The organism is Staphylococcus nepalensis, from assembly GCF_014635045.1.
In the GTDB taxonomy this organism is placed as follows: Bacteria; Bacillota; Bacilli; order Staphylococcales; family Staphylococcaceae; genus Staphylococcus; species Staphylococcus nepalensis.
On record NZ_BMCF01000002.1, the window covers coordinates 473163 to 489038 of the forward strand.

Annotated in this window: 15 protein-coding genes; 4 read left to right on the forward strand and 11 right to left on the reverse strand. The window is 32.2% G+C overall.

What is annotated here, in order from left to right; translation table 11 throughout:
• Positions 1-13: 13 nt before the first annotated feature.
• The 9 genes from IEU88_RS05385 to IEU88_RS05425 all read right to left on the reverse strand — a co-directional run bounded on the left by IEU88_RS05385 (position 14) and on the right by IEU88_RS05425 (position 8800).
• A complete protein-coding gene (locus IEU88_RS05385; RefSeq protein ID WP_096809831.1) occupies positions 14-1276 on the reverse strand; it encodes an aminoacyltransferase in 1263 nt (420 codons plus the stop codon).
• Positions 1277-1695: 419 nt separating this feature from the next.
• Positions 1696-2355: a type 1 glutamine amidotransferase domain-containing protein gene (locus IEU88_RS05390; RefSeq protein WP_103373031.1), complete on the reverse strand. Its 660-nt coding sequence runs from the start codon at positions 2353-2355 to the stop codon at positions 1696-1698.
• A 127-nt stretch (positions 2356-2482) separates the two neighbouring features.
• On the reverse strand, positions 2483-3211 hold the full coding sequence (trpA, locus tag IEU88_RS05395; protein WP_103373030.1) for a tryptophan synthase subunit alpha: 729 nt from the start codon (positions 3209-3211) through the stop codon (positions 2483-2485).
• Positions 3204-4418, reverse strand: a complete 1215-nt coding sequence (trpB, locus tag IEU88_RS05400) for a tryptophan synthase subunit beta (RefSeq protein WP_103373029.1) — start codon at positions 4416-4418, stop codon at positions 3204-3206. Before trpB ends, trpA begins: the two co-directional genes overlap by 8 nt.
• A gap of 2 nt (positions 4419-4420) precedes the next feature.
• Positions 4421-5050, reverse strand: a complete 630-nt coding sequence (locus IEU88_RS05405) for a phosphoribosylanthranilate isomerase (protein ID WP_096809837.1) — start codon at positions 5048-5050, stop codon at positions 4421-4423.
• Positions 5047-5829 (reverse strand): indole-3-glycerol phosphate synthase TrpC, encoded by a 783-nt coding sequence (gene trpC, locus IEU88_RS05410; protein WP_096809839.1) that lies wholly within the window; start codon positions 5827-5829, stop codon positions 5047-5049. Before trpC ends, IEU88_RS05405 begins: the two co-directional genes overlap by 4 nt.
• The gene (gene trpD / locus IEU88_RS05415) at positions 5813-6829 is read right to left on the reverse strand and encodes an anthranilate phosphoribosyltransferase (RefSeq protein WP_103373028.1); all 1017 of its coding nucleotides are present in this window, start codon (positions 6827-6829) and stop codon (positions 5813-5815) included. Before trpD ends, trpC begins: the two co-directional genes overlap by 17 nt.
• Complete coding sequence (locus IEU88_RS05420; RefSeq protein WP_103373027.1) at positions 6798-7394, reverse strand: anthranilate synthase component II; 597 nt, start codon at positions 7392-7394, stop codon at positions 6798-6800. Before IEU88_RS05420 ends, trpD begins: the two co-directional genes overlap by 32 nt.
• Positions 7391-8800: an anthranilate synthase component I gene (locus tag IEU88_RS05425; RefSeq protein ID WP_103373026.1), complete on the reverse strand. Its 1410-nt coding sequence runs from the start codon at positions 8798-8800 to the stop codon at positions 7391-7393. Before IEU88_RS05425 ends, IEU88_RS05420 begins: the two co-directional genes overlap by 4 nt.
• An 814-nt stretch (positions 8801-9614) precedes the next feature.
• Between IEU88_RS05425 and IEU88_RS05430 the strand changes: the two genes are divergently transcribed.
• From IEU88_RS05430 to IEU88_RS05440, 3 genes are all read left to right on the forward strand, one after another.
• Positions 9615-10157 carry a TetR/AcrR family transcriptional regulator gene (locus IEU88_RS05430; protein ID WP_096809849.1) on the forward strand — a complete coding sequence of 181 codons (543 nt, stop codon included), beginning with the start codon at positions 9615-9617 and terminating at the stop codon, positions 10155-10157.
• Entirely contained in the window at positions 10150-11280 is a 1131-nt protein-coding gene (locus IEU88_RS05435; protein WP_115342183.1) for an MFS transporter, read from the forward strand. Before IEU88_RS05430 ends, IEU88_RS05435 begins: the two co-directional genes overlap by 8 nt.
• A 458-nt stretch (positions 11281-11738) precedes the next feature.
• Positions 11739-12830 carry a prephenate dehydrogenase gene (locus IEU88_RS05440; RefSeq protein WP_096809853.1) on the forward strand — a complete coding sequence of 364 codons (1092 nt, stop codon included), beginning with the start codon at positions 11739-11741 and terminating at the stop codon, positions 12828-12830.
• Between the two features lie 306 nt (positions 12831-13136).
• On the opposite strand, the gene IEU88_RS05445 is transcribed toward IEU88_RS05440, so the two are convergent.
• The gene (locus tag IEU88_RS05445) at positions 13137-14399 is read right to left on the reverse strand and encodes a Y-family DNA polymerase (RefSeq protein WP_103373099.1); all 1263 of its coding nucleotides are present in this window, start codon (positions 14397-14399) and stop codon (positions 13137-13139) included.
• Positions 14400-14547: 148 nt separating this feature from the next.
• On the opposite strand from IEU88_RS05445, the gene thmT reads away from it, so the two are divergent.
• Entirely contained in the window at positions 14548-14733 is a 186-nt protein-coding gene (gene thmT / locus IEU88_RS05450) for a 2-hydroxymuconate tautomerase (RefSeq protein ID WP_096809857.1), read from the forward strand.
• Positions 14734-14861: 128 nt separating this feature from the next.
• On the opposite strand, the gene IEU88_RS05455 is transcribed toward thmT, so the two are convergent.
• Positions 14862-15839, reverse strand: a complete 978-nt coding sequence (locus IEU88_RS05455) for an LCP family protein (protein WP_096809860.1) — start codon at positions 15837-15839, stop codon at positions 14862-14864.
• Positions 15840-15876: the final 37 nt, after the last annotated feature.

Genomic DNA, 15876 nt, shown 5'->3' on the forward strand with positions numbered 1-15876 from the left:
TAAATTATATTGCTTATTTCTTTTTATCTTTTAGCGTTTTTAATGTTGTATAAATTTTGTACATTGGTTTATTTATTGGCTTGATAAAGTCTCCAACATATTCAACGACGTTGGCGTTAAAGCCTTTTTTAAATTTAACAACACCTGCATCTTCAGCATCTTCTGAAAAATCTCCACTAATCCCATAAAAATTATATCTATCAATATGATGATCAATAGCATAATTTATCATTTTCCACTGTATCGCATAACTCCCTGCAAAATGCCTAAACTCATTAGATGTGCCTCCAGCATAATAAACTACTTCGTACGGGTTAACGATAAAGAACGCCGCAGAAATTGGTAATTCATTACCATGCGTTTCTTGTAATGCTTTCGCTTCATCAATTTTTTGTTGATTTGCAATGAGTTGTTTTTCTAAATTTTCTTTTTTATTATATGCTTTTTTATTTTCAGGGCGTTTTTCAATATCTTTAAGCGCTTTATTTATATCTTTGCTGAGCACTTCACGTTCAGATTTTAATTCTTCAATATATTCATCAAAATCCATATAAGCCAATGGAACTAAGACGCGACCTTTGTAGTATTTCAACCTATTGTAATAGAAGCTATCCTCTCTATCGTCAAAATCTTTCGTTTCTGAGGTATCCTCCATAAATGAACGGAAAATAGGTAATTCATCTTCATTTAAAAATCTTACTTTTACGCCGTTTTTTTGAACTTTTTTCGTATTACGTTTACGCAAACTATCCATATTATTGAGAACATCTTTTGCAGTTTTATCTTTTAAGTCTAATACCGAATGGAATCTAATTTGAATAATTGGATCAAAACCAGTTAAAAAACCTTGATGTTTATAACCAAGTTGTTTCATTTTATCAAAGAGCCAATCATGGCCTGCATTTTCTAATACTTCTCCATCATGATTACGGTACTGGTATGCAACATACGGGTCTACTCTTAAATATAACGCGTTGTGTTTTTTAACATATTTTGATAGTTCATTGAAAAAATAATGGACTAGTTCCTTATTTTCAAAATCAATAACTGGCCCACGATTAGTGTAAAAGTATTTGAATAATTTCATTACTGGTACAGCAGTTAATAAACAAGCTGCAACCACTTCGTTGTTGTTATCTTTTACACCTACTAAGTGTGTTTCAGTACCTTCTGCAATTTTCAGCTCATAATTTCCAACCATTTGTGTAAAATGACTGTTTGGCATATGATCAACAAATGCCCCAAACTCTTTAGCAGTTAAATTCGTAAATTTCATTTTATATACTCCTATTTGTCTATAGTTCTTTTTTCGAGTTTAAACTTCAATCTTGATTATTATACAATATTCATTTACAAAACTAAATCGATACCCTAGATATATTTGCTAAATGCTACAATTAGGTTTTAATCTATGTATTTTATATTATAGCACTATATTTATTTTAACAAAGAATACTCATTTAAACACAAATCTAAATTGAATAATAAGCATGTTCTATAAAAGACATAGATATAAATATATTTTCCTAAAATTATAGATTTTGTGCTTGTAAAAATGATTAGAGCAATAAAATAATAAGCTGTTGTAAGCCTTTTTTCGAACTTGCTTCACTACTTGCGATAATAAAGAAGGATCTGGGATATTTCACTATATCCCAGATCCTTCATAAAATTATATATAATTTATCTTCTATATTAATTTAAAGCATCTCTTAGTGCTTTACCTATTGCTACGCTTGATTGAGGATTTTGACCAGTAATGAATTGATTATCTGTTTCAATATGCTCTGTAAAGTCTTCATTTGTTATAAATTGAGCACCTTGTTGTTCTAATGCTGTTTGTGTTAGGAAAGGCACTTTATACTCTAGACCCATCGCACGTTCTTCATTATCTGTGAATGACGTTAAAGTAACGCCTTCTACTAGGTACTTGCCATTTTTATCTTTTGCACCTACAAAGGCACTTGGACCATGGCACACAGAGGAAATGAACTTGCCTTCATTTTTGAAGTCAGATAAGATATTAGCTAATCTTTGGTTGTGCGCAAAATCGAATACCGTACCGTGGCCACCCGGTAGATAGACTGCATCATATTCTATAACATTAACTTCATCTATGCTCGGCACATTTTTAATTTTTTCTACAAATTGCGCATATTTATTCAACTCGTCGTTTTGAGTTGAATTTGGATCTAAAGGAATTTCTCCTCCCTCAATTGAAACTATATCAACTTGTATACCATCTTCCGTTAGAATATGATAAGGTTCACTGGCCTCTTCTAACCATAAACCTGTTGGTGTGCCATCTTCATACTGTGCTCTACTTGTTATAATGAATAAAACTTTTTTACTCAACATAGTCACCTCTTCATTCGTTTGACTCTTTATTTGAATTAAATTGAATTCAATTTAACCATCTATAATTGATTTCTATTACAATTAATACCCGTCTCATACGAACTTCACACATCTAATATGTTTTTTATTTATCTAACGCTTTTCTGATAGAATTTAGATAATTTACTGTTTGTTGGTTCTGATCGCGATCAAATCGTTTAACAATTTCGCTGCCAATAACTGCACCATCTGCTACTTCAACAATATCTTCTACATGGTCAGGTGTACGAATACCAAATCCTGCAACTACTGGTACGTTTGCTTTTAATTTGATATTGTTTATTCTTTGTTTTAAGTCCGGATGAAACTTACCATTTTCACCTGTAGTCGCGTTCATAGTAACTGTATAGATAAACCCTTCGGCGTTTGCAACAATTTGATTGATACGTTCTTCTGAAGTAGTCATAGCGATTAGAGGGATAAGGTTCACTTTCCGGTTGGGATGCCTGTCTTTTAATTGTTGTACAAGCTCATGTGGTAAATCAGGTATGATTAAACCATATACACCAGCTTTTTCACACGCATCAAAAAACGCATCTTCCCCGTAATAATTTATAATATTAATATATGTCATTAACACATACTTACTAGATAATCTTTCACGATGAGCGGTTAACGCATCCAAGATGTATTGTATATTTACACCATCTTGAATCGCTTTATTGCCAGCTTCCATAATCACAGGCCCATCAGCTACAGGGTCAGAAAAAGGGACGCCTACTTCTATAATATCAGCACCTGCATCGCTTAACGTTTTCATGTTTTCAATAAAACGTTTGTTACCCATAATATATGGAATAAATAATTTACGCATCTTTGTCACCGTCCTGTTTCATGTAATTTCTTATTGTTTCCATATCTTTGTCGCCACGTCCAGATACAGTTACCACGATTATTTGATCTTTATCCATAGTTGGCGCTATTTCTTCAACAAAACTTAATGCATGTGCACTTTCAATAGCAGGAATAATACCTTCTGCTTTCGTAAATCTCACCAATGCATCCATCGCCTGTTTATCACTAGCTGTAGCATATTTTACTCTTCCAATATGATGATAATATGAATGTTCTGGCCCGACGCCTGGATAATCTAGCCCTGCAGATATGGAATGTGCTAATTCAATCTGACCGTGATCGTCTTGAATTAAATACATTTTAGTGCCATGTAAGATACCTTCTTTTCCTTTATTAATAGCAAGTGCATGTTTATCGCTATCAATACCTTCACCGGCTGCTTCAACGCCATACAATGCAACATCATCTTGTATAAATGGATAGAAAGTGCCAATCGCATTCGATCCACCACCTACGCAGGCAATAATCGCATCTGGTAATCGCCCTTCTTTGTCACTAATTTGTTCTTTAATCTCAGTACCTATTATTTTTTGAAAATCTCTAACTATAGTTGGAAACGGGTCTGGTCCTAGCGCCGATCCCAATAAATAATGCGTTTCATCCACATGACTGACCCAATATTGTAAAGCTTTATTTACAGCATCGGATAAGGTTCCCTGACCTTCAGTCACGGGTTCAACCGTTGCACCAAGTAATTCCATTCTAAATACATTTAACGATTGGCGTTTAATATCTTCTTCACCCATAAATACTACTAGTTCCATATCAAACAATGCTGCAGCTGTTGCGCTTGCCACACCATGTTGTCCAGCACCAGTTTCTGCTACTAATTTATTTTTCCCCATTCTTTTAGCCAAAAGCGCTTGCCCAAGTGCGTTATTAATTTTATGTGCACCTGTATGGTTCAAGTCTTCTCTTTTTAAATAAATTTTTGCTCCACCAAGTGATTCTGTATAGGAAGCTGCGTAAGTGAGTGGTGTTTCTCTGCCTACATAATCTTTTAAATAACCATTAAGTTCATTTTGGAATGAAGGATCATTTTTAGCTTCTGTATAAGCTTGTTTCAGTTCTTGAATTGCTGGCATTAATGTTTCAGGAACATATTGACCGCCAAAATTACCAAAGAACCCAAATGCATCCACTTCAGTTTGTATATGCTTAACCATAATTAATTAACTCCTTTTACAAGTTCTATAATTTCGTTCATTTTTTTACTATCTTTGGTGCCGTCGGTTTCAATACCACTTGCGATATCATAACCGCTATGTTTTAAGTCGCGCTCTTGCACACTTTGTATATTTTTATAATTCATACCACCCGCTATTAAAAAATCTACATCTTTAATTGCATTGAGCATGTCCCAGTTGTATGATTTACCAGTACCGCCGTAAGAAGTTGACGGGGTGTCTATAATAAATTGATCTACAAAGTCTTTATAAAACTGGATAGCTTTTATCAATATTTCTGAATTTTTTGCTGGCAACGCTTTGATGATTTTAATACTTTTCTTTTTTTGACGAATAAATGCTATTGTCTCAAGTGATTCATTTCCATGTAATTGAATCGTTGTCATATCTGTACCATCAATAAGTTTTGATAAAGTTGGGTTGTTTGGATTTACTACAATTACTACTTTTTCTTTGTCATTTGGTACAATCTTGGTAAGTGTTTGAATTTTTTCAATATCTACAAAACGTTTACTTTGTGGAAAATGGATAAACCCTATAGCATCGATATTTAAATCTTTAGCTTTGTTTACATCTTCGAGTGTTTTAAATCCACAAAATTTTAATTTCATACTTTCACCTTTTCTAATTTAAGTCCTGGTAAAAATTGGCTTAAGTCACCACACTTCATTAAAGATTCACCGATGAGCAAACCATCTATACCAGCATTCACAATATTCTCAACATCTTGCTGATTGCGTATACCACTTTCAGAAATATAATAATATCCATCTTTTTTATTTTCTAAAATTTCATTTGTATGCAAAACATCAGTTACAAATCTTTTTAAATCTCTATTATTAACGCCTATTAATTTAGGATTTAATTTATAAGCACGTTCTAGTTCTTCTTTATCGTGGACTTCTACTAATACTTCTAAATTTTGTGATGTCGCGTAGTTGTATAGCGTACTTAACTGTTCATCATCCAATACATTTACAATTAATAAAATGATTGAGGCACCAGCTTTTTTAGCAACATCAATTTGGATAGGGTCCACTACAAAATCTTTACATAACACTGGTAAATTCGTTAATTTTGTCAGCATTTGTAGACGTTCATAACTGCCACCAAAATAATGTTCATCGGTTAAAATTGAAACTGCGTTAGCACCATGAGCTTCATAATCTTTGACTTGCTGTGCTAAGTCTCTACCAGGAAGTTCATTTAATGTCGGACTTTTAGACTTAATTTCTGCAATAATGGCTAATTGATTCGATTGTTTTAATTGTGTTTCAAATGTTTGTTTATGAGATACATCTACCTCATTAAGTTCTGCTAATTTTGCTTTATAATACCCTTCACTTAATAAATCCTTTTTATATGCTACAATTTCATCCAATATAGTCATACGTTTTGCCTCCCATTTTATTATATTGTTTTAAAGCTTCGCCGTTTTCAATTAATACTCGAGCTTTATCAACACCTTTTTGAATTGTTGTCGCTTTATTTGCAACATACAAAGCAATACCTGTGTTTAATAAAACGACATCTCTTTTAGCACTGCGATCTTTGCCATTTAATATTTGTTTCGTAATTTCCAAATTGTCTTGTGGTGTGCCACCATACAAATCGCTATTAGGCGCATAATCTAAACCTAAATCTGTTGCATTCAATGTGTAAGATTGAATTGTTTTATCTTCTGTTACTTCATATATTATATTGTCTCCAGATAACGTGGCCTCATCCATACCATTTGCACCATGTAATACGATAGCTTTTTTTCTTCCTAAATCTGCTAATGTTTGAGCAATCTTACTTAAATTACTTGGTTCATATACACCCATAACTTGATAATCTAATTTAAATGGATTAATCAATGGACCAGTAATATTAAAAATAGTTGGATTGCTAATCGCTTTTCTCAGAGGTTGTATATTTTTCATTATTGGGTACGTTTCGGTTGCATTTAAAAATACTAATCCAACGTCTTTTAATTGTCCTTCTGTTTCCCTAACGCTGCGTGTCGCAATATTCATCTCATTTAATAAATCTGTGCTTCCTGATGAAGATGTCACGCTTTTATTACCATGCTTTATCACTGGTACACCTGCACTTGCTAACACAAATGAAACTGTGGTTGAAATATTAAAACTGTTTGATTTATCTCCGCCTGTTCCACAAACACACATGCTATCAGGACAATAGGGTTGTTCTGGGTACATAGAGCTAATGAGACTATGTGAAATATAAGTCAATTCATCTTGAGTTAGCTCTCTTTCTGAAAATGCTTCTAATAATTCTAATTTAACTGCTTCTTCTAAATCGTTCGCAATCAATAGTTCTATAAATTCATTCATTTGAGTTTGATTAAGTGGTTTATACTGTTTTATATGACTTTGTAGACTCATTATAATTGACCTCCTTAATGATATTTAAAAAGTTTTTTATAATTTCTTCACCATATTCCGTTGCAAATGATTCAGGGTGGTACTGAATTCCATAATGCAAGCCATTTCTGTGTTCAAATGATTGAACGCAATCATTTGTTTTAGCAGTTATTTTTAATGGTTTAGGTAACGTCTCAGGGTTACTGATTAATGAATGGTACCTCATTATTTCTGAATATTCAGTAATATCTCTATATAATTTAGAGTCACTTACAATTTGCATCGTATCTTTTTTACCATGTTTTATTTTTTTATTTTGTATTACATCGCCACCGTAATAACATGTTAATGCCTGTGACCCTAAGCAAACACCTAATATTGGTTTCTCTTTATAATGCTCAATAATATCCATTAAAAGATTTGTATCAAGAGGGTGGCCTGGACCAGGAGATATAATTAACCCATCAATTTCTAAACCAAATATTTCAGGGTCATCTGGATATTTAATCACCATATCTTCTGTTTTGCCTATAATATTCACTAAGTTATACGTAAAAGAATCATAATTATCAACGACTAAGATCATGGTGACACCTCCAGTAAACTTTTCGCTTTAAGTTTCGTTTCTTCTAATTCTTTCTCAGGTATTGAATCATATACAACACCACAACCTGCTTCTACATTAATATATGTTTCATCGATCATCATTGTGCGTATGGCTAATGCAAAGTCTAAATCATGATTGCAATTGATGTATCCTATACCTCCGCTATACACACCGCGTTTTTGAGGTTGTGCTTCATAAATTCGTTGAATTGCCCTTAATTTCGGCGCACCTGATACTGTACCTGTTGGCAATAAACTTGCAATAACTGTCATTGGTGAATAGTTAGATTTTAGTTTTCCAGTTATTTCACTCACAATGTGCATTACATGCTCATAACGTTCAATTGCCATTAACTTTTCAATTTTAGAACTAGCTATTTCACTTACTCTGTGAATATCGTTTCGGCCTAAATCAACAAGCATGCTATGTTCACTGATTTCTTTTTCATCGTTGATTAATTGTTGTTCATTTTTATAATCTTCTGCTTCAGTAGCACCTCTTTTTATCGTTCCAGCTATGGGATTAGTAACAACAGTTTGTCCTTTTACCTTCACAAAACTTTCTGGTGAACTACCTACGATAATCGGTTCGTCTAAATTTAAATAATACATATAAGGGCTGGGATTCTGGCGTTTTAGGTTTTGATAAAGTTGGTAAGATAACAATTGTATATTTACACCAAACTGATGCTTATATTTATAAATAATTGAAGGGACAACTTGGAACATATCACCTTGTTGTATTAATGACTTCATATCGCTCACTGTTTTTATAAATTCTTCTGGTGCAATATTCGATTCAATTTGTTTTTCATTTATCTCATTCTTTATAGGAGAAGGGTAAATATTGATATCCTTTAATGCTTCAACACGATGATTTACACGTTGTGCTAACTGTTGTTCACTATCATTAGAAAATAAGTCTGTTGCTATGACATAGAGATGTTCTTTGTAATGGTCAAATACATAGACGTCTTCGACCATATAAAATTTTGCATCGTGCTGTGGATGGTCATCTAATGCAATCTGTTTCAATATTGGAAATTCATGTCTAACTAAGTCAAAACTACATGAGCCTACAAACCCTGAAACAAATGGTAATAAAGCTAAATCTTCATCTTCTACAACAGCTTTATATTGGTCTATAAATGCTTTTAATTTATCATAGGGTTGCTCAGTTTCTATTAGCGTCTCTTTATCACTGTAATGTATCATCATATTTTCATTATCCAATGTAAGTGATCCATATACGTCAAATATCACAATTGAATAACGTCCTTTAAGTTTAGATTGGTCTGTGCTTTCTAAAATAATTTTGTGTTGCTTCAATCTTGCTAGTGCTTCTGGAGTTACTTCAGCATTTATTTTTTGATATTGCACCTTCATTTTATATTCCTCCCCATAAAAAAATCAGCGTCCTTAAATATTAATTAAGGACGCTGACGCGCGGTACCACCTAAATTAGTAGACATATGTCATAAACTATCTACCCACTCATTTGAATCTTCACTTGTAATCCAACAAAACCCAATTTCAGTATATGTAGGTGTTAGTTTTCATCAGCCACTAACTTTCTGTACGCTACCTTTCATAACTTACTTCATTTTGTTTTCTTTTTTAAATATAAAAAACACCACACTAACGCATGCTGTAAGGACGCGTTACCGTGGTGCCACCTTAGTTAACAAATTTATTGTTCACTTTAAATATATTAATCTGTATCAACATTTAAAAGCCCAATTCACAATATATGTTGTGCTAATTTTCATCGACCATTAGCTTTCTAATTGCTACAAATCACATACGCTACTCTATCTTTCAAATGACAACTTGTGTTTGTTGTAAAATGAATTAATTTAAATAATACAAGTATCATTTTCATTTGTCAACTTATAATTTAAAAACGCTCTTATTTTTAAAATAATATGCTGAGTTAACATTGTAACTAAACTGGTGTAATTAAATTTGTAAGTTTAACTTTAAATGGCAACTTAATCCAAATTATATTATAAAAATCATTCTAAATAAGCAATACTTGGATGTCACTCATAGTTGCTTATACTACGATGATTTAAACCGTTATTGAATAATCATTAACATAAATTCTCATAAATTTTTACTTATTTTAATAAAAAGTATTGAAAATAGCACATATTATTTTAAAATGAGAGTGAACGTTCTCTTTTAAAGGTGGGATATAATGACAAAATTAACTAAAAAACAGGAGCAATTAATCTACAGTGCCAATCAACTTTTTGATAAGCAAGGTTTTAGCGCAACAGGCATTGATCAGATTATCCAAGCATCAAATGTTGCAACGATGACTCTATATAGAAATTATAAATCTAAAGATGATTTAATCGTCGCGGTTTTAAAATATAGAGAAGATGTGTATATGAACTTCTTAGAAAATAACAATGATAAAAGCTTAAACCATATGATCGAACAGCATTTAGAATGGTTAAAGCGCAAAAATACAAACGGGTGTTTATTTTTAAAAGCTATGGAAGAATTTAGACATTCCAATCAAGATATTGTAGATATAGTCAGTCACCATAAAATAAAGGTGGCAAAATTAATAGAAGAAAAGTTAGAAAACGAAAATTATCGTAACATAAAAGATTTAGCTAAAAAGTTACTATTCATATTGGAAGGCAGTACATCAATGATAGAACATATGGATTTTGCAGATGTTAAATCTATTACGATGAGTCTTTCAAAAGGAGTGCTAAACAATGAATAATAAAATAATTATTTCTGGGACTTTAATGATTGCCGTTACTTACGGTTTAGCAAGGTTCGCTTTCGGACTATTATTACCCAATATTTCAAATGACCTCAAATTAGGTAGTGGTACTATGGGTATGATAAGTTCCGCAACTTATATTGCTTATTGTCTCGCTATTGCGATTTCTACTTACTATTCAAACCAAAAAGACCCAAAGATGTTTGTTAGTTTAGCTGGTTTAACTTCTATTTTAGGTATTTTTATCATATCCGTATCTCATGAAGCAGTTCTATTGTTCTTAGGTGTTTTTATTGCTGGTATGAGTACAGGATTTGGTTCACCTGCTTACGGTGAGGTGGTTCAAAATAATTTGGATAAAAACACGCAAAACAAAGCTAATACGTGGATAAACGCCGGTACTGGTTTTGGTATCGTAATCTCTGGACCTATCGCTTATATATTGTCTGATAATTGGAGAGTTGTTTATTTAATATTTGGAATTATAGCAATTATCGTTTTATTAATAAATTATCTTTATATACCTAAACATATTTCTTCTATAAAAAAATTCAAAACTCAAACACAGCCTTACAGTTTGAAACCATTACTACAAAAAAGCATGTCTATCAACATCGCTTCTTTGATTTTAGGTTGTGCGTCTGCTATTTATTGGACTTTCTCTAAAGATTATATTGCAACCGTACCTTCTAATTCAGATTTCATTACATCTTCTTTTTGGATATTGGTTGGAGTATCAGGCATCATCGGAGGATTTTCAGGTGGTTTAATTTCTAAATTTTCAATTAAAACTTTATATATTATCGTAGTATTAATGATGGCAACCTCTATTTTATCTTTAAATATTGATAACACTAACTTATTTATTATATTCTTATCCGCGCTATTTTTCGGCAGTTCTTATGTGTTTCTAACAGGCATTTTAATGATATGGGGTATTAAAATTTTTGAAAAGGCGCCCTCTTTAGGTATAGGTGTCCCATTTTTCACACTAGCTTTTGGCCAAATCATAGGTGCCATGGTTTCAGGGAATGTAATTCAATTTTCTTCTTATACCTTGGCTTTTTCTATATTTGGTGCCTTCTCTTTAGTCTCAATTGTATTTAGACCTAAAATTTAATTATTTTCTTTTTTGTAAAGTTTGCAATTTAAAATAAATTGATATCTAAATTATTTAAAAAATATGGCTAGCTTTCTTTTTACAAGTTTTATTGATCATGGAAAGTAGTAGTTTTGCTGACATAGTCTGAAATTCATGTATGCTAGGCTTACACTTAATATAGTTATTATATCATTATACAGAATGGTAGTACAAAATCATATAAATGGTTTACTCCTGCTTTTGTTGCATAATTTCATTACTATAAATATCACAGCTTATTGTTATAAATTGACTGCATTCGAGATGATTAACTATGTGATTATAATAACTATTATATATGTTTCAATATCATAGATAATTAAACAGATAGTTTTGTTATCTATTTCATGTTTTAAAATCAAACACGTATTGCGAATTAGCTTTTCCTACTATACAATGTTACTATTCTGAAAATTTTGATAGAGGTGGTCAGCAAAATGCAACAAATACTTTTCGTAGGTTTAGGTTTAATCGGCGGTAGTCTTGCGAGTAATTTAAGATATTACCATAATGATATTGAAATCACTGCTTATGATGCAGATGCCTCCCAACTAGAAAAAGCGTTATCTATTGGGATTATTGATTATCAATCTACCGATTATAAAACTTGTGTGGAAAATGCAGATATTATTATTTATGCCACACCCGTACAACAAACAATTAAATATTTACAAGCACTACCAAACTATCAAACTAAAAGCAATGTGATTGTTACTGATACTGGCAGTACTAAATCAACTATATTACAATATGAGCAGTACCTTTTAAACCATGATATTCACTTGATTGGCGGTCATCCTATGGCTGGAAGTCATAAATCAGGCGTGCTTAACGCAAAAAAACATTTATTTGAAAATGCTTTTTACGTGTTAGTACATGATGAACCAGGCAATAACCAAGCATTTGACGAAATTAGATCATTACTGGATACAACAAAAGCAAAATTTATTGCAACAAATGCAAAAGAACATGACTTTGTTACAGGCATCGTCAGTCATGTCCCCCATATTATTGCTTCGAGCCTTGTGCATTTAAACGCAAACCATGTCAATCATTCTTCATTGGTGAAAACTCTGGCTGCTGGAGGGTTTAGAGACATCACAAGAATTGCTAGTGGCAGTCCAATTATGTGGCGCGACATCACCATCGAAAATAAAAATACTATTGTTGATATCCTGAAAGAATGGAAAACACAAATGGAACATGTCATAAGCCTTGTGGAAGAAAATGACCCTGAAGACTTATATCATTTTTATAATGATGCGAAATTATACAGAGATGAACTTCCACTAAAATCACAAGGAGCGCTATCTATAGAGTATGATTTATATGTTGATATTCCGGATAAACCAGGTATGATTAGCCAAGTTACACATATCTTGAGTTTACATAATATTTCTATAAGCAACTTAAGGATTTTAGAAGTGCGCGAAGATATATATGGAGCTTTACGCGTTAGCTTTAAAAACCCTGAAGACCGTAAAAAAGGTGCTGAAGCGCTAAGTGATTTTGATACTTATATTGAATAGTTAATCAAAAATTTTCTGATTTTAATTTAAGACATAAACGTTATTCAACGATTGACCAAATCATGTCATTTGGCCAATCGTTTTTATATACCTCAGCCTATTTAATCTTATACAGCTTTATTCATTACGTGATAGTAAAATACCAAGGACGCTTCTATCTATATCATAATATTGCGCCATATCACATCATATTTTTTCCCTATGAAATGCTTAGTTATACCAATAGTCACTTGGTTATGGTACATTCTTATATTGCGCTCACTTTGGTACATCCGTATAGAATATGTTTTGCATAGTTTCAATCATTCACATTTTATGCCCTGCCATAAGACCTAATCGACCATGTTTGGTGCCCGCGTCTGTATAAGATATTGCCTTAGATACACTACCTTTACCAAATTTCTGATGTAAAGCGTCGATTGTTTTAGCTAATTTTTCAGTTCTTTTACTTTCATACTCATCTATAAATAAATTTAACTGTTTATCTTTTTCATCTATAAATTGAGTAAGTGAAATACTTACTGTTCTATACAATACTGTGGGATCACATAGTTTATCTGCTAAGCGTTCTACCGCTTCAAAAATAATACGCTCTAAATTTGTGGGTTCTTGTAATGTATATTGTTTCTCCACGCCGCCTTGGTTACTATAACCAAAAGAAAAGTGAATCGTCTTAACTAGTTTATTTCTTGCTCTAACACGGCTTGACACATCTTCAATTAATTCTTGCATCACAACTTTAACTTCATGATAATGGTAATCGCGCATTAATATTTGGCTTTTACAAATTGAAGGGTTCGTTACGTTATATTTATCTCTAATTTTACTTCGGTCAATTCCGTTTGCATGTAAATGTAAATCAACGCCAATAATACCAAAATCTCTTTTTAAATATTGATATGGATAATGTGCTAGATCTCCTATAGTAAAGATGCCTCGCTTATTCATTTTTGCTTCAGTCTTCTTACTAATTCCCCAAAAATCACTTAAAGGTGAAATAGGCCAAAGTTTATGAGGTATATCTTGATATCGCCACTCAGCAATTAAATGATCTGTATATTTGGCTTCTATGTCCATTGCTACTTTGCTCAGTAGCATATTCGACCCAATACCTATTGAACAATGTATACCCGTTTCTTCTAGAATTTCATATTGTAATTTTTGACAAAAAGAATGAACTGTACTGCTAAATCTACGATAACTTTCTGTGACATCCATAAAGAATTCATCAACACTATATTGATGCAAATCTTCTGGAGCGATATAACGTAATGCAATTTTAGATATTGCCACTGAAACTTCCAAATATTTTCTCATACTTGGATTAATAATATAAATATCGTTTCTATGCGGTATCTCGAATAACCTTGAACCTGTTTTAATACCTAACGCTTTTAATGGCCCTGTAGCAGCTAACACAACTGAACCTTGTTTCTTAGTATCTGCAACAACTGCCAACTTTTCTTTCATAGGGTCTAGCCCTTTTTGGATACAAGAAACGCTTGCAAAAAAACTTTTTTGATCAATACATAATATGACCCTTTCCTCTAACAGATTGTAATCATACATATGACACTCCCCCTTAGTCCTTTTTATTATATAAGAACACGTGTTCTATTTCAATATTTTTAAGAACAATTGTTCCTTTAACTATTTTTATAGTTTTGAGGATTTTCATGATATAATATAAAAAATAGACATATTAGGAGGAACTTAAATGCCGATTGTAAATGTAAAACTATTAGAAGGACGTTCAGATGAACAACTTAAAAATTTAGTATCAGAAGTGACTAAAGCTGTAGAAAAAACAACAGACGCCAATAAAGAAGCTATACATGTAGTCATTGAAGAAATGAAAGCTTCTCACTACGGCGTTGCTGGTGTTAGAAAATCAGATCAATAATTTCTTATAGTATAGAAAAACAGGACAAAAATCACATTTTCATCCCATTCCTTACTTCCCGCATACTAGAAGAGACCGAGACATGATTAATGTCTCGGTCTCTTCTTTTTTAAATTTTAAATATATTATTATTCATTTAAAAACTTTTGTACTTCTTCCTTATTTTTCGCTTTATCTATTTCTAAAGCACTTCCATCCATCGGTGTTTGAATATCTTGGTATGTGTTTTGTAATGGCAACGTAATAGAATCAACATTTTTATCTCCACGTATACCAAAATTCAAACCAGTTTGAATCAGCGCAGAATCTGGCATATTAGTATTTAAGTAACCTCTTAGTATACCTGCAACACGAGGTAATTTAGGCAATGTATCTAGACTCGCTAATTCTTGTTTAAGTGATTGCATGACTTGTTGCTGACGTCTTACACGACCAAAGTCACCTTCTTCATCGTGTCTAAACCGAGCATAACCTAATAATTCTTTACCATTTAATCTATGGTGGCCTTTTTTAAGGGAAACACCAATATTTTTGGACATATCTTTTTCAACGTCAATTGGTACACCATTAGGTTCCAATTCATCAATCATTTTTTCAAATCCAGTAAAATCAAGAATGGCATAATATTCTGGGTCAACACCTAAATTTTTCTTTAATGTCTGTCGTAATAACTCAGGACCTCCAATAGAATATGCTGAATTAATTTTATGTTGCCCATTACCTGGTATATCCGCATAAATATCACGCATCACAGACATCATCTTCATTTTTTTATGAATATAATCATACTGTGCAATCATGATAGAATCAGTTCTAGAAATACCACCTTGTTCTTTATCAGCACCTAAAACCATAATTGTAATCTTACCATCATTTTTTTTGGCACCGTTAAATTTGTGTTTTTTAAGTGTCTTACCGTGGTCTTCTGCATATTCAATCCCTGATTTATAACCATGAATAGAATATCCGACAATAATCGCTAAAATAATAATGATTATTAAAATAATAAATGGAAATTTTTTTAGCCGCTTCTTTTTGCTTCTACGCATTGTAGATTGTTTTTCTGTGTTTTCACTTTCTTTACTTCTTTGTTTATCCTCATTCATATGTAATCAACCTTATATCTTCAAAATTGCACTGCTA